General features: G+C 58.4%; 18 protein-coding genes. 9 read left to right on the top strand and 9 right to left on the bottom strand.

What is annotated here, in order from left to right; genetic code table 11:
• Positions 1-53: 53 nt before the first annotated feature.
• Positions 54-707 (bottom strand): COG3650 family protein, encoded by a 654-nt coding sequence (locus tag HKK53_RS13890; protein WP_169371297.1) that lies wholly within the window; start codon positions 705-707, stop codon positions 54-56.
• A gap of 83 nt (positions 708-790) precedes the next feature.
• Entirely contained in the window at positions 791-1,390 is a 600-nt protein-coding gene (locus tag HKK53_RS13885) for a short chain dehydrogenase (RefSeq protein WP_169371296.1), read from the bottom strand.
• A 105-nt stretch (positions 1,391-1,495) separates the two neighbouring features.
• Here HKK53_RS13885 and HKK53_RS13880 point away from each other — a divergent pair, with 105 nt between their 5' ends.
• The 7 genes from HKK53_RS13880 (at position 1,496) to acpP (ending at position 7,939) form a co-directional block, all read left to right on the top strand.
• Positions 1,496-2,410 carry a LysR family transcriptional regulator gene (locus HKK53_RS13880; protein WP_169371295.1) on the top strand — a complete coding sequence of 305 codons (915 nt, stop codon included), beginning with the start codon at positions 1,496-1,498 and terminating at the stop codon, positions 2,408-2,410.
• A 169-nt stretch (positions 2,411-2,579) separates the two neighbouring features.
• Positions 2,580-3,887, top strand: a complete 1,308-nt coding sequence (locus tag HKK53_RS13875) for an MFS transporter (protein WP_169371294.1) — start codon at positions 2,580-2,582, stop codon at positions 3,885-3,887.
• Positions 3,888-4,115: 228 nt separating this feature from the next.
• Positions 4,116-4,355: an acyl carrier protein gene (locus tag HKK53_RS13870; RefSeq protein WP_169371293.1), complete on the top strand. Its 240-nt coding sequence runs from the start codon at positions 4,116-4,118 to the stop codon at positions 4,353-4,355.
• Positions 4,356-4,530: 175 nt separating this feature from the next.
• The gene (locus HKK53_RS13865) at positions 4,531-5,928 is read left to right on the top strand and encodes a DUF2599 domain-containing protein (RefSeq protein ID WP_169371292.1); all 1,398 of its coding nucleotides are present in this window, start codon (positions 4,531-4,533) and stop codon (positions 5,926-5,928) included.
• Between the two features lie 34 nt (positions 5,929-5,962).
• A complete protein-coding gene (locus HKK53_RS13860; protein ID WP_169371291.1) occupies positions 5,963-7,201 on the top strand; it encodes a DUF2599 domain-containing protein in 1,239 nt (412 codons plus the stop codon).
• A 235-nt stretch (positions 7,202-7,436) separates the two neighbouring features.
• A complete protein-coding gene (locus HKK53_RS13855) occupies positions 7,437-7,712 on the top strand; it encodes a hypothetical protein (RefSeq protein ID WP_169371290.1) in 276 nt (91 codons plus the stop codon).
• Positions 7,700-7,939: an acyl carrier protein gene (gene acpP, locus HKK53_RS13850; protein WP_169371289.1), complete on the top strand. Its 240-nt coding sequence runs from the start codon at positions 7,700-7,702 to the stop codon at positions 7,937-7,939. The genes HKK53_RS13855 and acpP overlap by 13 nt, the downstream gene beginning before the upstream one ends.
• A gap of 60 nt (positions 7,940-7,999) precedes the next feature.
• Here acpP and HKK53_RS13845 read toward each other — a convergent pair whose 3' ends face one another.
• The 5 genes from HKK53_RS13845 to HKK53_RS13825 form a co-directional block, all read right to left on the bottom strand.
• The gene (locus HKK53_RS13845) at positions 8,000-8,701 is read right to left on the bottom strand and encodes an ABC transporter ATP-binding protein (RefSeq protein ID WP_059407957.1); all 702 of its coding nucleotides are present in this window, start codon (positions 8,699-8,701) and stop codon (positions 8,000-8,002) included.
• The gene (gene livG, locus HKK53_RS13840) at positions 8,702-9,469 is read right to left on the bottom strand and encodes a high-affinity branched-chain amino acid ABC transporter ATP-binding protein LivG (protein WP_169371288.1); all 768 of its coding nucleotides are present in this window, start codon (positions 9,467-9,469) and stop codon (positions 8,702-8,704) included. It abuts the gene before it with no gap.
• Positions 9,466-10,722: a high-affinity branched-chain amino acid ABC transporter permease LivM gene (locus HKK53_RS13835; protein ID WP_169371287.1), complete on the bottom strand. Its 1,257-nt coding sequence runs from the start codon at positions 10,720-10,722 to the stop codon at positions 9,466-9,468. Before HKK53_RS13835 ends, livG begins: the two co-directional genes overlap by 4 nt.
• Entirely contained in the window at positions 10,719-11,642 is a 924-nt protein-coding gene (gene livH / locus HKK53_RS13830) for a high-affinity branched-chain amino acid ABC transporter permease LivH (protein ID WP_169371286.1), read from the bottom strand. The genes HKK53_RS13835 and livH overlap by 4 nt, the downstream gene beginning before the upstream one ends.
• Positions 11,643-11,874: 232 nt before the next feature.
• On the bottom strand, positions 11,875-13,002 hold the full coding sequence (locus HKK53_RS13825; protein WP_169371285.1) for a branched-chain amino acid ABC transporter substrate-binding protein: 1,128 nt from the start codon (positions 13,000-13,002) through the stop codon (positions 11,875-11,877).
• Positions 13,003-13,341: 339 nt separating this feature from the next.
• Here HKK53_RS13825 and HKK53_RS13820 point away from each other — a divergent pair, with 339 nt between their 5' ends.
• Entirely contained in the window at positions 13,342-13,647 is a 306-nt protein-coding gene (locus tag HKK53_RS13820) for a DUF2288 domain-containing protein (RefSeq protein ID WP_133837346.1), read from the top strand.
• A gap of 352 nt (positions 13,648-13,999) precedes the next feature.
• Here HKK53_RS13820 and HKK53_RS13815 read toward each other — a convergent pair whose 3' ends face one another.
• Positions 14,000-16,195, bottom strand: a complete 2,196-nt coding sequence (locus HKK53_RS13815; RefSeq protein WP_169371284.1) for a hypothetical protein — start codon at positions 16,193-16,195, stop codon at positions 14,000-14,002.
• Positions 16,196-16,391: 196 nt separating this feature from the next.
• On the opposite strand from HKK53_RS13815, the gene HKK53_RS13810 reads away from it, so the two are divergent.
• On the top strand, positions 16,392-17,288 hold the full coding sequence (locus HKK53_RS13810) for an NAD(P)-dependent oxidoreductase (protein WP_169371283.1): 897 nt from the start codon (positions 16,392-16,394) through the stop codon (positions 17,286-17,288).
• Here HKK53_RS13810 and HKK53_RS13805 read toward each other — a convergent pair.
• A complete protein-coding gene (locus HKK53_RS13805; protein ID WP_169374241.1) occupies positions 17,179-19,461 on the bottom strand; it encodes a putative bifunctional diguanylate cyclase/phosphodiesterase in 2,283 nt (760 codons plus the stop codon). The genes HKK53_RS13810 and HKK53_RS13805 overlap by 110 nt on opposite strands.
• Positions 19,462-19,470: the final 9 nt, after the last annotated feature.

The raw sequence follows: 19,470 nt of genomic DNA, 5'->3' as shown, positions 1-19,470 counted from the left end.
TTTGAAGGCGGCGATTATAAGCCCCAAACGCCGGTCCCGTGAGGCAAAAACGATCAGTCGTTACGTGAGCCGCCGAAATACCCGCAGCCGCGCTGCACCTGGCCGTCGATCCGCAGTTCGGCGCTCATGTGCTGGATGCTGCCGGTGCTGCTGTCGACGCAACGATTGGGCGCGACCCACAGTTCGATGTGCTTGCCGTTGGCTTCGCTGCTGAGGTTGAAACGACCGTCGCCCAGTTGCTCTTCAACATAGGGCACCGCCAATGGCGGCTCGCCGGCACGATCAATCGCCATGCCTTTGCCGCTGACCTTGACGTTCCACTCAGGCCCGTGGCCGGCAGCGCGCAGGATCAGCAGTTTGAAATTGGGATCGTCGCACGCCGTGCCCGAGCGCTCGACGCGGTACAACTGCGCAAGATCGAGGCGGCTGCCATCGATGCGGCCACGCACGTCGGCGAACAACTTGCCCTGGTCATCGGCCAGGCTCGCGGCCTCTTGCAGGACGCTGGTGCCGCCCGTGTCGTTGACCTCCAGGCTGCGCTGTTCATTGCACGGCTGGAACATCAGCTTGCCGTCCGCCGCGGTCAATTGGCCCTGCATGCGGGTCTGGCCGACATGGGAGGCGCTCTGCCGCGGGCCATCGAACAACTGGCACGCGGCAAACAACGGAAGCAGGGCAACGAGGACGAGGGAACGGGCAACACGCATCTTTGGTTCTCCAGACAAGTGCCGCCACGTTACGCAGCCTGACCGTTCATCACAACCCCGCCGATGTGCCAATCGCATCGGGCTTAACCGACGTGAAAGGTCTGACCGGTCTGCAAGCCTTCCACGCTTTTGGCGTAGGCCAACGCCACATCCGCCGCAGGAACCGGCTTGTAGCCACGGAAGTACGGCGCATAGCTGCCCATGGCTTCCAGCAGCACAGTCGGGCTGATCGAGTTCACCCGCAGACCACGAGGCAGTTCGATAGCGGCGGCACGCACAAAGCTGTCCAGTGCGCCGTTGACCAGCGCAGCCGAGGCACCGCTGCGAATCGGGTCGTGGCTTAGCACGCCGGTGGTGAAGGTGAACGAGGCGCCGTCGTTGGCGAATTCGCGGCCGATCAGCAGCAGGTTGACCTGGCCCATCAGCTTGTCTTTCAGGCCCAGGGCAAAGCTGTCGGCGGTCATTTCGTCCAGCGGGGCGAAGGTCACGTTACCGGCGGCGCACACCAGCGCATCGAACTTGCCGGTTTGTTCGAACAGCTTGCGGATCGACGCGCTGTCGCTGATATCCACATTGAAATCGCCGCTGTTACGGCCAATACGGATGACTTCGTGACGTTGCGACAGCTCTTTGTCGACCGCCGAACCAATGGTGCCGCCTGCGCCTATCAAAAGAATCTTCATCGTGCCGTGCCTCGAATGAGTAGAAAGAGAGCTCAGTCTAGAGTGGATTTTCCTAGTGATAAGCGTGCTAATAGGCAACCTTTGGTTTTCTAATGGAAACAATCCGTGAGCGAAATGGATGACCTGGCAGCGTTCGCCGTGTTGATCGAAGCCGGGAGTTTTACCCTCGCGGCCCAGCAATTGGGCTGCAGCAAGGGCCAGCTGTCCAAGCGCATCAGCCTGCTCGAGACGCGGTTTTCCGTGGTCCTGCTGCAACGCACCACTCGCCGCCTGAGTTTGACGGCCGCGGGCGCGGCGCTGTTGCCGCAAGCCCAGGCACTTGTAGTCCAAGTGGAGAGGGCGCGTCAGGCATTGGCGCGATTGAAGGACGACATGGCCGGCCCTGTGCGTATGACGGTGCCGGTGTCGCTGGGGGAAACCTTCTTCGACGGCTTGCTTCTGGAGTTTTCCGGCAAGTACCCCGAGGTGCAGATCGAACTGGACCTGAGCAACAGCTACCGCGATTTGTCCCGCGACGGTTTTGACCTGGCGGTGCGCTCCGAAGTCGGCAATGACGAACGCCTGGTGGCCCGACCGTTGCTGGCCTGGCATGAAATGACCTGCGCCAGCCCGGCCTACCTTGAGCAATATGGCGAACCGACGACGCCACAGGCGCTGACCGAACACCGTTGCCTGCTCAACAGCCATTACAGCGGCCGCGAAGAATGGCTCTATCACCAGCAACACGAGTTGTTGCGGGTGCGTGTCTCGGGGCCGTTCGCCAGCAACCATTACAGCCTGCTGAAGAAAGCCGCACTGGCCGGCGCCGGTATTGCGCGATTGCCGTCGTACCTGCTGCAAGCGGAATTGGCTGACGGCCGATTGCGCTGGCTCCTGCGGGATTATCAGACGCGTCGTATGCCGATGTACCTGGTGCATCCGTATCAGGGCGGATTGCCCAAGCGTACGCAAGTGCTGGCGGACTACCTGGTCGGCTGGTTCAAACGCAGTGGCGAGGCCCTCGACCGACTCCAGCGCTAACGCCCTCACCACCTTGAAATACAAAATCCCCCGTAGGGACGCATTGCCAAGTTGGGTATTGGAGGGCGATCAGTTGTGTTAACAGTGGGGGCTTACGCAACTGCGGTCCTTCAATAAACCGTTCCTCGCGTCTTTCGAACGCGCTTACGCAAATCATGGTGTCTTGGCAGTGAAGAACAAGTTTGCAGATTTTTTCATCGGCAGAAACTTTTCACTGTTGTGGCTGGGGCAAGCCCTGTCTTCCTTTGGCGAATTTGTTTTCGAAAGCACTGTGATTGTCTGGCTGGTCACCGACCTGTTTCGCGACAGTGCGTTTTTACCGAGTGCCGTCGGCCTGGCGGTGGCGGCGTCGGCCGTTCCCCGGGTGCTGGTGGCGCCGCTGGCGGGGGCTTGGGTCGATCGCATGACCCCGCTCTATGTCATGCTCGCGGCGGACGGGATCAGGGTGATCAACTTCCTGATGTTCATCGTGGTCTACGCGCTGTTCGACCTCGATCAGAGGCAGGTGTTCTCGGGCGTGCTGGTCTTGTTGTTGCTGAACAGTGTCGCCGCGCAGTTTTTCAACCCGTCCCGCCAGGCCATCATGCAAATGGTCATCCCGCCGGCCCGTCGAGTCGAAGCCTCCGCCAAGGCGATGTTTTCCCTGACCGGAATCTCGGTCATTTCAGCTTCCTTGGGCCCGACGTTGTTTGTGGTGGTCGGACCGTTGTGGGCACTGCTGATCAATGTGTTGGCCTTCGCCGGTTCGGCGCTGTGCATCGCGTCCACCCGAGGGCTGCGCAACAAGGCAGTGCCGGAGCGTGAGCGGCCTTTATTTTGGGCCGGGTTGTGGGCCGGTCTGAGGTTCTCATGGGGCCACACGTCCATTCGAACCTTGTTGATTGGCGTGGCGTTGTACGGCTTTTCGCTGGGGGTCAATAACGTCGCGTTGTCGTTGTATGCCTTTAAAACATTGGGCCTGAGCGCTTATGAATATGGCCTGATCCTGGCGGCATTTCCCGTCGGCGGATTGATAGCGGCGTTGTTGGTACAGCCGTTGTTGAGGTCGTTGAGCCATCGCCAGGCGTTTACCGTTTCGCTCCTGTGCATGGGCTTGAGTTACATGGGTTACTCGCTTAGTCCACCGTTCTACCTGGCATGGGCGCTCATGTTCAGTTGCGGGTTGTTCTTTTCGGTATTTGCCATTGTCCAGGGGCCGATGCTGCAGGATGCGGTGCCGGCGGGTTATATGGGACGTGTGTCCGCGACCTTGACACCAGTGTTGGCGATTGCATCGCTGACCGGGACGCTGGCTTGCTCCCAGACGCTCAATGTTGCGCAAAAGCTGGAAGGGCATCTCGACGTTCGACTGGATGTCTACGGGGGGTACATCTTTGTGGCGGCGGGTTTGCTGCTGTTGGGAGGAGGGCTGATGTTGATGGGGCAGCGAGCCACCAAACGCCAAATGGCAACGTTTGGAATAAATAAACGTTACTAATCGTGAATAGTTATAACAAACTGATATTTCTGACAGTAGTCAGTCATTGCGCTGGCTACTACCTTTGGACTTGAGTGAGAGTTAGATCAGGAGTAACCCTTCATGCAGCCAGGGATCTGCTGCTTCGTGCACTAATGAGACGCTCTTGTGAAGTGTTAAAAAACGATGTCAATCGGGTGATGTATTTGGCGGTGAGCCAGACTGTACAAATGATCAGGGAGAGACAAGATGGAAAGCGTAGAAGAACGTGTCATAAAAATAATTGCTGCCCAATTGAAAATAAAAGACAAGGCTCGTATTAAAAGAGATGCTGATTTTTACGAACTAGGGGCAAACTCCATTGATATAACTGATATTGCCAACGCATTGGAGGCCGAATTTGGAATGAGCATTTCGGAAACGGAATCCGTTGTAACATGGACCGTCCAGCGAGCGATAGACTATGCAGCCGTCCACAAAAAGGAATAAGCACTGATTGATAGTAGCTGTCCGTCAGTGAGCGCAACTCCCTCAGTGCAGCGAACATTCGTCGTAATCCAGCGCCCACCTGTAATTTCTGACAGTTTTAAATGGGCGGCCAAGGGTGTTCTATAGTCATCGGTACGGCCCATCTCCCAGGCCTCTTTGCCAAGGACGGTATCGCATGACGGACGATCAATCACACGCGATTGTGATGTTGCAGTGGGTTTTAAAGCTTTCATCCTTTGCCCTGGCCTGCACGTTGCCCTTGGTGTTCTGTACGGTTGCCGCCCAGCCGTTGCTTGATCCGCTGGATACGCTTAAACGCATCAACCACAACTACAACACCCTTAAGGACGTGTGCCAGGAGCCCGATACCGGTGCCGCGCGGGGTCTCTACTATTGCAGCGGCGTGACCTTGCGCATGGTCAACGACGGGCCTTTCAACCCTTGGGATTACAGCCCCTACGCGGTCAAGATCGGCGCGACTTCCTACTCCTGGATCCGCAAGGACCTGAGCACGCGGATCCTCATCCACCCGGCAGGTTTGATCCTGCGCAATCCCACCGATGCGGCGGCCCTGAATCTGCCGGTCAAGGAGCAGGGGTTCACCTGCATTTACGCTTTCGATGGCGGGACCGGGCCGGAGCGTAAGTGGTACGGCTGCGGCTTTTTCGACAGCCGCGAGCCGCCGCGAACAGCCCAAGGCGTGGTGAACAACCGCAATAGCGCGTTGGCCTACGGCACCTGCGCGGAAGCCGGGGTGAGCACCGCCGAGCAATGGACCCAGAAATATATCGGGCTGATGAAGGGACCGATCCAATACAGCCAGTGCTCCTGGAACGCGGAAAAACCCAGCGACTGGAACGCCATGATCCGGGTTCACGAGTCCCGGCCGAACACCACCAACAAAGACCCCTTCGCCTTCAGCGGCCAGGTCAACGAGTTCATGTTGAAGAATGCCTCGGCCACCAACGACGGCAGCGACAACATGAAATACATCGATGCCTTCATCTACAACGTCCACAGCACGCAGAACTTCGCCACTCGCGGTGACCAGGCGCCACCCAAACCGGAGAATGGCCTGAACAGCGCGCGCAATTTCCAGAAGAAACTCCAGGCCCAGGGCTACAGCGTGCCGATCCTGCGGCTGGACTTCACCCAGCCTGCGGAGCAGCGGTTCAGCTATGTCGCCGCTGACCAGGCGATCGACCTGACGGTGGTTGGCGGTGCCCAGCCGGTTGCACCTGCTGCACCCAGCTACATCGCTGCCGCCACCTGGATCAAGCGTTACGACCCCGGTACCCGCAAAGATGAATGGAGCTTGAGCATCGTGCCCACGGCGGCGGGGCGCGCCGTGCCCAACGAACAGGTCGGGGTGTTTTATGACCAGTTGTTCGCCCTCAAGGGGGCGGATGGCAACTGGCGAAACAACGAACATTCCGCCGGCAGCATGCGCCAGCAATTGAGCTGCGTGCTGGTCAATTACCGCAACAAGACGCCCTGGAATCTCGAACCTTTCAGGCCTGCGTTATCGGACAGCGACACGCGGGCCGCCGGTTGCAACCCGGTCCCGCGTTGACGGTGTGTTTTGGCTAATCAAGGAGATGCAAGCCATGAAAAAACGTCTGCACAGGATTGCTTCATTACTGATGTTTACGCCGCTCTTGCACACGGCATGGGCCCATGCCGAGTCATGCGAAGAGACGCTGAAGAAGGTTGAAACGTTGTACAGCAACACCGTTGACAGTTGCCGGCAGGATCCCGCGTCGGACTGTTCGGGGTTGTTGATCAGAGGCACGCACCGCGCCGATCCGGCCAAGGGGCAGCAGTGGGATGTCTGGAATCCAAGCCCGAAAGCCAAGGAACTGGGCACTTTTGCCGCGTCCTATATGCGGGCCGACGGCATCAGCTATGAAGACCCGGGCATGAGTACGCAAAACGGCTACATCATTACGCCGAGGGATCTGGTTCGCGATCCCGAGACGCCGGTGCACGTCTACTGTGCGTTTCCCAACGACGCCTGGACCGACTTTCGAGATGACCGGGGCTGTGGCAACAACAAGAACACGGCCCAGACCGAGGGCGTCTGCCAGGCGATGGCGCCGCCGATCCTGAGCCCGAATGCGTGGGTCGCGCACTTCACCAAGTTCAACAACAACGTTAAGCAAGACCAGTTGCAATGCGGCTTCAACATGCGCAATCCCATGAGCAGCAATGATCGGGTGGACGCCTTTCGCAATTTCATGGGGGCTCGGCGCGTCATCAATACCCGCGAGTTTCAAACCCAGACCGAACTGCGCCTGGGTAACCCCAAGGACGACGAACTGCCCATCCTGGCGTTTTTCTACAGCGATCAACGGGGTTTGATCGATGCTCTGGCCAATCAGCGCGACTATAAAAACAAGACTGGCAAGGATCGCAACATTATCAAGATCGACTTCCCCAGGACCCCGGTCAGCAAGGCCACCTTCTCCTGCGTGAAAACCACGCCGCCGCCCGCGCAACAGTTCTGTGACAAGTACATCGAATCAAGCAGATGGGTACAACGTCCCGATCCCAAACTGGGGCCGAACACCTGGTCGCTGTCGGTGGTGCCTACCGCCTGCGGCCGGGGGATCAAGGATGATCAGACCGACAGAATGTTTGCCGAGTTGTACAACAAGCATAAAGACGATGGGCAATGGCGGCAGCACAGCATCAATGGCGGGTCACTGCGCCGGCAGATGGTCTGTCACCTGGCGGCAACCGTTGACGGCAAGCCTGTCAGGAACAAACCCGAGTGGAACCTTGAACCGGCGCGGCCCTACGTCGACCAGGCCACGGCTGTAGCGCAACACTGCAATCCCTACTAACGGCTCGAAAGCCAATGCCAGTCAGTTCGTCTGACTGGCATTTTTTTCGAATGCAAGGCGCTCGACAGACCCCGCCCACAAGGGAATTGGCGAACATATTTGAGGGAAGTGTTTGGAATAAGCCTAGGGTTACTTATCGTGATTAGTTATCCGTACCTGTTATTTCTGCAAGTAGAAAACCGCCCAAACGACTAATACATTAAAAGTCAGGCGGATTACTGAGCAGAGCAAGATCATGAACAAAGTTGATTTGAATGATTATCTGGAAACCATGATCCATGTGAAATCGAAAACCATTGTTGAGCGGAGAATGCTGGATGGCAGCGCGGCCTTGGGCGAGTTGACGATGTATTACTGCCTTCGACGGATTTTGAACAACAAGGCAACCCTTCAAGACCTCGGTGTTCTGCATGCCGTGAATAACTTGATGCAGGTCGCCGGGTTCCTTGGTCCGAATGAGACGCTTGGCTTGAAAAATGATGATCAAGGAGCGAGAAAATGGAAAGTATAGAAGAACGTGTAAGAAAAGTAGTTTGTGAGTGTCTGGGCGTGAACGACAAGGATATGAAGAATTCCAATCGTTTTATTGAAGATCTAGGGGCGGACTCTTTGGATGCAGTTGAACTGGTCATGGCGTTGGAACAAGAGCTTGGTATGGCAATTCCGGATGATGTAGCTGAGAAAATTACGACCGTCCAGCATGTAATAGACTATGCAAAGTCCCATGTTCAGTCATAAATCACATTGTACAAACCAAAAAAACGGCCCGAAGGCCGTTTTTTTATTTACCACCAAACTTCAACCACCCAAATACGCTTCCCGCACTTTCGGATCAGTCAGCAGCGCCTCACCAGTCCCTTGCATCACCACCCGGCCGTTTTCCAACACGTACGCACGGTCAGCAATTTTCAGCGCCTGGTTGGCGTTCTGCTCCACCAGGAACACCGTCACACCGTCCTTGCGCAGTTGTTCGATGATGTCGAAGATCTGCTGGATGATGATTGGCGCCAAGCCGAGAGAAGGCTCGTCGAGCAGCAGCAGCTTGGGCTTGCTCATCAGCGCGCGGCCGATGGCGAGCATTTGCTGTTCGCCGCCGGACATGGTGCCGCCGCGTTGGGCAAAACGCTCTTTCAGGCGTGGGAAAAGTCCGAGAACCTTGTCCATCTGTTCCTGATAGTCGCCCTTGTCGGTGAAGAAGCCGCCCATGGCGAGGTTTTCTTCCACGGTCAGACGGGCAAACACCCGACGACCTTCCGGCACCACGGCAATGCTCTTGCGCATGATCTGCGCCGAGGTCTGCCCCACGAGTTCTTCACCCATGTATTTGATGCTGCCGCTGTGGGCCTGCGGCGAACCGCACAGCGTCATCAGCAGGGTGGATTTACCCGCGCCGTTGGCACCGATCAGGGTGACGATTTCGCCCTGGCGGATTTCCACGTTGACGCTGTGCAGGGCCTGGATCTTGCCGTAGAAGGTGGAAACGTTTTCGAATTGCAGCATTTACGCTTCCCCCAGGTAGGCTTTGATCACTTCAGGATTGTCGCGGATCTGTTCGGGCGAGCCATTGGCCAGGGGGGTGCCCTGGTTGATCACGACGATGTGGTCGGAAATGCTCATGACCAGTTTCATGTCGTGTTCGATCAGCAGCACGGTGACGTTGTGCTCCTCGCGGAGCATGCTGATCAGCGCCTTCAGGTCTTCGGTTTCCTTCGGGTTCAGGCCGGCGGCCGGTTCGTCGAGCATGAGGATCCGCGGACGGGTCATCATGCAGCGAGCGATTTCCAGGCGACGTTGCTGACCGTAGGCCAGGGTGCCGGCCGGACGGTTGGCGAAGGCCGTGAGGTTGACCTTGTCCAGCCAGTACTCGGCAAACTCCATGGCTTCGCGTTCGCTTTTGCGGAACGAAGGGGTCTTGAACAGACCGGCCAGGAAGTTGGTGTTCAGGTGACGGTGCTGGGCGATCAAGAGGTTCTCGACCGCGGTCATGTCCTTGAACAACCGCACGTTCTGGAAGGTCCGTACCACGCCTTTGAGGGCGATCTTGTGGCCGGGCAAACCTTGAATCGGCTCGCCGTCCAGCAGGATGCTGCCGCCGCTCGGTTTGTAGAAGCCGGTCAGGCAGTTGAACACGGTGGTCTTGCCGGCGCCGTTCGGGCCGATCAACGCAACCACCTGTTTTTCGTGCACGGTCAGGGCCACGCCGTTGACCGCCAGCAAGCCGCCGAAGCGCATGCTCAAGTTGTCTACTTTAAGGATCTCGCGGCTCATTTGCGCAGCTCCATGTGAGGACGTTGCATGGGCAGCAGGCCTTGAGGACGCCAGATCATCATCAGCACCATCAAGGCGCCGAACATCAACATGCGGTATTCACTGAATTCACGCATCATTTCCGGCAACAGGATCATCACCACGGCCGCGAGGATCACGCCCAGTTGCGAGCCCATGCCACCCAATACGACGATGGCGAGGATGATCGCCGACTCGATGAAGGTGAAGGATTCCGGGGTCACCAGGCCTTGGCGGGCAGCGAAGAAGCTGCCGGCAAAACCGGCGAAACTGGCACCCAGGGTGAAGGCCGAGAGCTTGATCACCGTAGGGTTGAGACCCAGTGCACGGCAGGCGATTTCGTCTTCGCGCAACGCTTCCCATGCGCGACCGATCGGCATGCGCAGCAGGCGGTTGATCACAAACAGCGCACCCAGGGCCAGCAACAACGCAACCAGGTAGAGGAAAATCACCTTGTTGATCGAGTTGTATGGCAGGCCGAAGTACTCGTGGAAGGTCTGCATCCCTTCGGCCGCTTTACGCTCGAAGGTCAGGCCGAAGAACGTGGGCTTCTCGATGTTGCTGATGCCGTTCGGGCCACCGGTGAGGCTGGTCAGGTTACGCAGGAACAGACGGATGATCTCGCCGAAGCCCAGGGTCACGATCGCCAGGTAGTCACCGCGCAGGCGCAGTACCGGGAAACCGAGCAGGAAGCCGAAAGTGGCCGCCATCAGACCGGCAATCGGCAGGCAGATCCAGAAGCTCAGACCGTAGTAGTGCGACAGCAGCGCATAGCTGTAGGCACCGACGGCGTAGAAGCCGACGTAACCGAGGTCAAGCAGACCGGCCAGGCCGACCACGATGTTCAGGCCCAGGCCCAGCATCACGTAGATCAACACTAGCGTCGCGATATCCACCGCTCCGCGAGAGCCGAAGAACGGCCAGACCAGCGCGCCAGCGATCAACGCAATGATGATCCAGCGCTGGGTGGTCGGCAGGGTCAGGAAGTTGCTGGCCTTGGCCGGAATCAGCGGCATGTTCGGCGAGGAACGCCAGGCCGAGCTGATCTGCTGGTCGAACAGCACGCGCAGGAACATCAGCACCGAGCACACGGCGATGGTGATCAGGGTTGCATCGCTGGTGCCATGGACTTCGAGGTTGATGCCGACGATGGTCAGTTTCAGACCGAGTACCGGGTAGGCCACGGCCCACACCAGCAAGGCGCTGAACAACGCCTGTTTAAGATTCCTAGTCATACTTTCTCAACCTCCGGACGACCCAGCAGGCCGGTTGGCCGGAACAACAACACCAGAACCAGTAGACCGAACGCCACAACGTCCTTGTACTGGTCGCCGAAGATATCGGCACCGAAGGCTTCCGCTACGCCAAGCACCAGTCCGCCGAGCATGGCGCCGGGGATGCTGCCGATCCCGCCCAGTACCGCGGCGGTGAAGGCCTTGAGGCCGACGAGGAAACCGGCGTTCGGGTTGATCACGCCGTATTGCATGCTCAGCAGCACGGCCGCAATGGCCGCCAGCGCAGCACCGATGACGAAGGTCAGGGCGATGATGTTGTTGGTGTTGATACCCAGCAGGTTGGCCATCTTGATGTCTTCGGCACAGGCGCGGCAGGCGCGGCCCAGGCGAGAGCGGGAGATGAACAGCGTCAGGCCGAGCATGGCGACCAGGGTCACCACGAACACCACGATTTGCATGTAGGAAATCAGCACTTCATGTGCGCCACCTGGCCCGATGGAGAAGTTGCCGGGGATCAGGTTGGGGATGGATTTGTCCTTGGAGTCTTGCGCCAGCAGAACCGTGTTCTGCAGGAAGATCGACATGCCGATGGCGGAGATCAGCGGGATCAGACGGTTGCTGCCGCGCAAGGGGCGGTAGGCGATCCGTTCGATGCTGTAACCGTAGGCACTGGTCACGACGATGGTGGCGAGGAAAGCGGCGGTCATCAACAGTGGAACACTGTCGAGTCCCATCATGGACAGGCCCGCGATGGCGATGAACGCCACGTAGGAGCCGATCATGTACACCTCGCCATGGGCGAAGTTGATCATTCCAATGATGCCGTAAACCATCGTATAGCCGATGGCGATCAGGGCATACGTGCTGCCAATGGTCAGACCATTAACCAGCTGTTGGAAGAAGTGATAGATGTCAGGCATTACAGCGCTCCTAAAAACCTGATACGCATTTCACTGGTGGAGTCATTTTCCCGCTCGAGCCCCGTGGATCTGCATCCACTTCGAACGCGAGGTTTGCCAGCGAACCGCTGATGACGGTTTTGAGATTTTCAGGTGGGGAGACTGGCGGATCACGCCAGCGCGGCCCTATACGTTCGTAAAACAAAGCCCACGGCACGCCGTGGGCTTTATTGGCAGTCAGTCAGGCAACGCCTTACTGAGGCGAAACTTCAGTTTTAGGTTTGCCGAAGTGCCACTCGTAAACCACGAACTTGAAGTCTTTCAGGTCGCCCTTGGCGTCGAAGCTCAGGTCGCCGGTAGGGGTTTTGAAAGTGCCGGCGTGGATGGCTTCAGCCACTTTGGCCGAGTCTTCGCTCTTGGCAGCCTTGATACCGTCGGCAATCACGGTCACAGCCGAGTAGGCCGGGAACACGAACGGACCGCTCGGGTCTTCTTTCTTGGCTTTGAACGCGTCAGCCAGGGCGATGTTGGCCGGATCCTGGTCGAAGGATTTCGGCAGGGTCACCAGCAGGCCTTCGGAAGCGTCCTTGGCGATCTGCGAAATGGAGTCGTTACCCACGCCTTCCGGACCCATGAACTTGGCTTTCAGGCCTTTTTCCTGGGATTGACGCAGGATCAGACCCAGCTCCGGGTGGTAGCCGCCGTAGTAGACGAAGTCGACGTTGGCTTGCTTGAGCTTGGCGATGATCGAGGAGAAGTCCTTGTCGCCGGCGTTGATGCCTTCGAACACGGCAACCTTGGTGCCTTTCTTCTCGAGGGTCTGCTTAACGGCAGTCGCGATGCCTTCACCGTATTGCTGTTTGTCGTGCAGAACGGCAACGATTTTCGGTTTGACGTGATCAGCGATGTAGTTACCGGCGGCAGGGCCCTGGGCGCTGTCGAGACCGATGGTACGGAAGATCATTTTGTAACCGCGGGAAGTGATGTCCGGGCTGGTGGCAGCCGGAGTGATCATGATCACGCCTTCGTCTTCGTAAATGTCCGAAGCCGGTTGAGTGGAGCTGGAGCACAGGTGACCGACCACGAACTTGACGCCGTCGTTGACGACTTTGTTCGCTACAGCAACCGCTTGTTTCGGATCACAGGCATCGTCGTATTCAACGGCTTCGAGCTTCTTGCCGTCGACGCCGCCCTTGGCGTTGATCTGTTCAATGGCCATTTTGGCGCCGCTGAACTGCATGTCGCCGTATTGGGCTACCGGGCCGGTCTTGGGGCCGGCGATACCGATCTTGATGGTGTCAGCTGCGAACGAATGGCTGGCAACCCCGGCCAGAACCATAGCGGCAAACAGTTTGGAAATCTGCTTAGTAGCCTTAGTCATAGTGCTCCACTCTTACTGTTGTAGTTTTTATAGTCCTGGCGCCGTAGCAGCAGAACCGGGTCAGATATCTTGGATATCCTCCGGAAAATGCCCCCGGCAACTGTACCGGTACAGTGTAGAGCGCCGATTGTTAGCCTGGGAAGCTGGCGCCAGGGGGCAAAACCTGAGGGTGTCGCTTTTTTGAAAGAAAAATACAGAATTGCGGCGGGGGTTCAGGCTGTATTCACAGCAATCCTTGGCTTTCCTGCGCTTTTCATTCGATGACTCAATTGCTTCCGGGTTTTTCTGCCGGACCACCGACGTTATCATTCGCGTCGATTTCTTTTCCGGACAGGACCCATGACTCAAGAACCTAGCACCCTCTATGCCAAGCTGCTTGGTGAGACCGCATCTATTACCTGGAAGGAACTGGAACCGTTCTTTGCCAAGGGTGCCCTATTGTGGGTCGACCCCAGCCTGGATTTGATCGCCGCCGCCGAAGCCGTGGCCACGGATGAAGGCGAGAAAGTGGCTGCCTGGCTGGCCGCCGACACCCTCGCCAAGCTCTCTGAAACGCGGGCGCTGGATCTTTTCGAGCGCGATCCCGAGCTGTGGGCAGTGGTGGTTTCGCCGTGGATTCTGATCCAGGAAAGGGCGACGAGCTGACGGCTCGCATTAAAAGAGTGCGCAGCTCGGCGGGCTAAAAGTGTGTAGGCGAGTAGCGTGATGGCATGTTGCCGTAGAGAAAGGCCACAGGAGGGTCTTGGCGAGGGTGACGTAAACGTAACGGGAACAGTTTAGTGAGCAGCCTGACGGCTGCTTAATTGTTTCTGGATGTGATCGTTCCCACGGTCTGCGATCGTTCCCACGCTCCGCGTGGGAATGCAGCCCTGGACGCTCCGCGTCCCATCAGAAGCCGAACGCGGAGCGTCCGTGGAGGCATTCCCACGCAGAGCGTGGGAACGATCTGACCTCTGTAGGCACTGCCGAAGGCTGCGATCTTTTCGGGCATTCCCCGTTAAGCGGTTTTACCAGTGTGGTTATTAAGGGAAATAACCTTGGTCTTGCCAATCCGGTGACGGTAAATCTCGCGCAGGTACTTGATCGCTTTCTTCACGCAATCGCGCGACAAACGAATGTCGTTGATCGAGACAAACTTGTCTTTGTCGTTGATCAGCTCGCGGTATTTCTTCTCGTACATCGGCTTGATCGCGTACCAGTTGGTATCGAGGATCTTCGCCGGGTTCTCGAACTCGTTGAGCAAGTCGTCGATCAGGTCTTCGTCAAAGTCTTCATGGATGATGAAGTCGAGGATCGAGTTGTCCAGAGTCTCGTCGAAACGGTACGGGTTCTTCGCGAAGCAGCGCTTGATGAAGGCCACGATCAGGGTCAGGAAGTCGTCCGACAGACACGGGCTCTTGGCGATCAGGGTGGTCAGCGACAAGTTGGCCGAGGCGCCGATCACCAGCGCGTAACGCTTGAGCGTGGTGTTCGGAAACAGGCTGTTGAGGTGGGTCTTCAAGCGGTTGAGGTCCATGTAGGACAGCTTGTAGTCCTTGGGCAACGACACGATCGACACCACCGACGAGCAATTCTTGAAGAAGTGCAGGTCGTGCAACGCGGCCGCGTCATAACCGGAATTCTTGTACTGCTCCAGCGACGCGCGGTAGCGCTTGGACTCGATCGGCAACAGGCTGATGCCTTCGATGGCCTGGGTGACCTTGTTGAAGTGCGGAAGGTCAATGGAGCGGAAGAACAGGTCGTCGATGTTCAGGCGCTGCGGCTCTTTATCGAACACCTTGAATTTGTCGCTGCTCGGCGCTGGTGTTTCCGGCACCACGGACTCGGCGTAGGCAATCGCCACCGGGCCGGCCAGGCTCATGAACAGGTCGTTGGCGTCCAGGCGAATGGTTTCGCCGATGTCGATGCCGGCGCGACGGAAATAGTTCTGGTCGTAGTCAGTCGTGACCGCTTGCGCCGTCAGAATGTTGAAGATCTGCTGCGAGATGTATTGGTTGGCGTGCTTTTCCATCGCATTGACGTCGATGTTCTGGATGTTGCCGTCATCGCTCTCTTCGGCGTAACGCATGATGTCGTTGGAGATCAGCATCATCGCGTTCCATGGGCGAATACGCCCCATGACGCTGGCTTCGCTGCTGTCTTCATTGTCGAAGTTGTACGAAAAGTCCCATTCCTCCGACAGGTATTTGCACAGCAGGCGCCCGGCGTTGATGTGCAGCGCCTCGGACATTTCGCTGCGGTGGTCGGAAATGTTCGGCAGCACGCAAATGCCGCTGGTGAAGATCGGCTCGAAGACAAAGGCGTGGCCGCTTTTGCTGTCGTGCTCGTCCATCGGCTTGGTGTCGAACGTCTTGTTCATGTACGAGTGCTGCTGGGCCAGGCCGAATTCCGAGGCCATGCCCGAACCGGTACCGCCGCCGGCACTGAAGATCGAGAAATACAGGCGCGACTGGTTGGCCTTGATCCCGCAGCTGTCGATCAGGTACGAGTGAATCATCTTCCAATCAGGGCTGGAGAAACGCTGGGTGTCCTTGTTCAGGATGATCTTGGCCAGGTACTGGCCGAGGATCGGCGCGTTACCGGCGCCACCGGCGTGGACTTCCGACAAGTCCATGATTTTCATTTTGCTGTAGTCGCGCAGGAAGCCGCTTTTTTCGCCCTTGCGCGAGAAGCGGATGCGCCCGGCGATGTCCTTGTCCAGGTCGCCGAGCATCACCAATGGTTCGACCAGGAACACCGGTTTGGTGGCCTTGTTCGGCCCCAGGCGCAGGTTGTTACGAATCCACTGGGCCGGGCTGTAGCCTTTTTCGGCGTAGCGTTTGTCCGGCGACAGGCGATCTTCGTTGTTGAATTCGTTGAGGTAGAACTTGCGCGCGTTGTACACCAGTTCGGCGACGTCCAGCGCGATGTTCGAACCACAGCGGCCGAGGCCGATCAGGCACACCGAGGGGAATTCCTGCTCGCTGTGCTGTTCGCTGTCGCCTTCCAGATGCGGTGGGCGCGGGAACACCATGTCGCGCAGGCCGTCGAGGTTATCGAGGATGCGGTCGGTATTGGTTTCGGTGAAGTACAGGTACTGCTGGGTCGCCAGCGGGCGCGACGGGATCAATGGCTTCGACGCTGAAGGGCTGTTGGCCGCCGGGCTCAACGTCAGGTCGGATACCGCAGTGGCCGGGTTGTTTTTAGAGGTCATTGTGCGCCATGTACCTGGACTGGTTGGCTCGACGACAAGGCGTCATCGAACTTCACGGAAGGGGATCTCGCGTCTTTTTTGCGCGCGTATTTTGCCCAAGCGACAGGGTGTTGGCGGTGCGCCGCTCGGGGGAGTCCTTTCCTGATTTATGATGGATCGGCCAGTATTCGGCGATCTTTAATCAAAAGGAGGCAAAATGATGCCATCGTTACCTGCACTCGGATTCGCCGGAATCGGCCTGATGGGCTTGCCGATGTGCCAGCGTCTGTTGGCCGCGGGTTATCCGCTGACCGTGTGGAATCGCAATCCGCACAAGTGCGCACTGCTGGTTGAAGCCGGTGCACGGCAAGTGGCGACGCCGGCTGAACTGTGCGAGCACGCAGACGTGGTGATGCTGTGTCTGGCGGACACGGCGGTGGTGCGCGAAGTGGTGTTTGGCCCGGCAGGCGTTGCCGAGGGTGGGAAAAGTGGACAACTGCTGGTGGATTTTTCCAGCCTGGAGCCCACCGCCACCCGGGAAATGGCGACAGCACTCGCCAGTAAAACCGGCATGCGTTGGCTGGATACGCCGGTGTCGGGCGGGGTGGTCGGCGCGGAGGCGGGCAGCCTGGCGATCATGGTCGGTGGCGATGCCGCGGATCTTGAACGCGTGCGACCGGTCTTGCTGAGTCTGGGCCAACGCGTGACGCACATGGGCGCCGTCGGTGCCGGCCAGGTGACCAAGGCCTGCAATCAGATGATCGTCGCCTGCAATGCCCTGGTGATCGCGGAAGTGGTGGCGTTGGCCGAACGCTCCGGCGTCGATGCCAGCCTGATCGCCGAAGCGCTGGCCGGTGGTTTTGCCGATTCGAAACCGTTGCAGATCCTCGCCCCACAAATGGCCGAAAGCCGCTTCGAACCGGTGAAGTGGCACGTGCGCACGCTGCTCAAGGATCTGGACACGGCGGTGAAGTTTTCTCGCGAACAAGGCTCGGCCACGCCGATCAGCGGATTGGCCGCACAATTGATGCGCCTGCATGGGGGCCAGGGCTTTTTGGAAAAGGATCCGTCAACGTTAGTCCGGCTATACCGCGCGCCAGACTCAGTGGACTGACCGTGTGCGAGTGCTTGCGCTGGTTGATTTCGTTCAGCACCGGGCGCAGCTCTTCCAGCGGCACCGGGCGACTGAGCAGGTAGCCCTGAACGAAATCGCAGCCCAGGCGTTCGAGAAACTCGTATTGCTCGACGGTTTCGACGCCTTCGGTGACCACCTGCAAATGCAGGGTGTGCGCCATGACGATGATCGCCTGGACGATCTCCATGTCCTGGGTCGCCTTGGGAATGTCCTGAATGAATGAACGATCGATTTTCAGCGTGTTCAGCGGCAGGCGCTTGAGGTAGGCCAGGGATGAATAACCGGTGCCGAAGTCATCGATCGACAGCGACACGCCGAGCGCGCGAATCTGCCGCAGCAGCACCAGGGTGTTGGCGATGTTGCCCATCAGCGCATTTTCTGTGACCTCAAGCTCCAGGCGCTGGGGCTCCACTCCGCTCACGTGCAGGGCGTGTTCGATTTCGTCGGCCAACTCCTCGCGCGCCAGGTTCAGCGGCGAGCAGTTCACGGCAATCTTCAAGGCTTCGCAGCCGTGGCGGGACAACTCGCCCAGGTCTTCACAGGCTTTGCACAAGACCCAGTTGTCCAGTTCGGCGATCAGCCCGTTGGCTTCGGCGATGGCGATGAAACGGTCAGGCGTGAGCAGACCGTGAGTCGGGTGTTGCCAGCGAATCAGCGCTTCGAGCTTGGTGACCTGACCGGTCTTCAGCTCATAGATCGGTTGGTAGTACAGCTTCAGCCCGGTGTTTTCGCGCAGGGCGTGGCGCAGTTCCTCTTCCAGCTGCAGTTCCAGGGTGGCCCGGGTCCTGAGGTTCGAACTGAAGAAATTCAGGCTGTTGCGGCCGGCGCCCTTGGACTGATACAGCGCCAGGTCGGCGTTTTTCAGCAGTTCTTCGCAGGTCTTGCCGTCTTCAGGGAACAAGCTGATGCCGATGCTGGTGGTCATGACCATGCGCCGGCCGGACAGCTCGATGGGTTCTTTCATTTTCAGCATGATGCGCTGAGCCATGTGCCGGGCTTCTTCGCGGTCGTGCAGGCCGATGAGGATGCAGAACTCGTCGCCGCCGAAGCGCGCCACCACGTCGTCGTGGCTGCGCACCGAGCCCTTGATGTGGCCGGCCAATACCTTGAGCAATTCATCGCCGGCGTCATGGCCGAGGCTATCGTTGATCCGTTTGAAGTGGTCGATGTCGAGGAACATCACCGCCAGCATGCCGCCCTCGTTGGTCTTCTCGATCAGTTTCTCGGCAAAGATCTGATTAAAGCCGCGGCGGTTGATCAGGTTGGTCAGGGCATCGTAGTGCGCCACCTGTTGCAGCGACATGCGCGCCTGATCCAACTGGCTGAGCAGGGTGTTGACCCGGCGCAGGTCGTGTTCCTTGTTTTGCAGCTTTTTATCGGCCAGCGCCGCGCTGATGCAGCTGCCGATGATCAACAGGGTCATGATCGCCACCGTCAGCCCCAGCTGCAGATGGTTGTTTTCACCGGGCAGCATGGGCAGGGTGCCGACGGGCACCACCAGCGTCAGCGCCGCCATGCCGGTGAAGTGCATGCTGACGATGCCGGCGCCGAGCACCAGGCTGGCGATGAATTTGCGCAGTTGATGATACAAACCGATGCCATCGCGCAGGTGACTGGAAATCAACAGGGCGGCGAGGCTGGCGCCTATCGCGATGACGATGGACAGCGCGAACAGCAAGGGGTTGTAGAAAGCCGTTGCGACCGAACGCATGGCGGCCATGCCCACATAATGCATGGTCGCGATGCCCAGGCCGATCCACACGGCAGCGCGCAGGTATTGCCAGACATTCACGTGAGGGTGGCTGAGCGTGTGCATTGCCAGCCACGAAGCCGTCAGGGCAAATATCAGTGAGAGCAGGGTGATGGGCAGTTGGTAGTGAATTTCCACCGGCGCCTGGAACGCCAGCATGCTGATGAAGTGCATGGCCCAGATGCCACCCGCCAGGCACAAGGCACCGACCCAACGCCAGAGCCGTTGGGTGCCGGATTTTTCCACATGACCGACCCGTTCGGTCATGTCCAGCGTGGCGAAACCGGCCACACAAGCGACCACATACGCCAGCACCACCAGAAAAGGGTTGTGTGTGCAGTTAAGGATGACCTGCCCGCCTTCTGGCAGCTCGGTAATGAACTGCAAACCAAGCCACTCCATAGCACGTCC

It is taken from the genome of Pseudomonas sp. ADAK7, from assembly GCF_012935675.1.
In the GTDB taxonomy this organism is placed as follows: domain Bacteria; phylum Pseudomonadota; class Gammaproteobacteria; order Pseudomonadales; family Pseudomonadaceae; genus Aquipseudomonas.
Note: the sequence above shows the minus strand (reverse complement) of the source record. Positions and strands in the feature narration are given on the sequence as shown.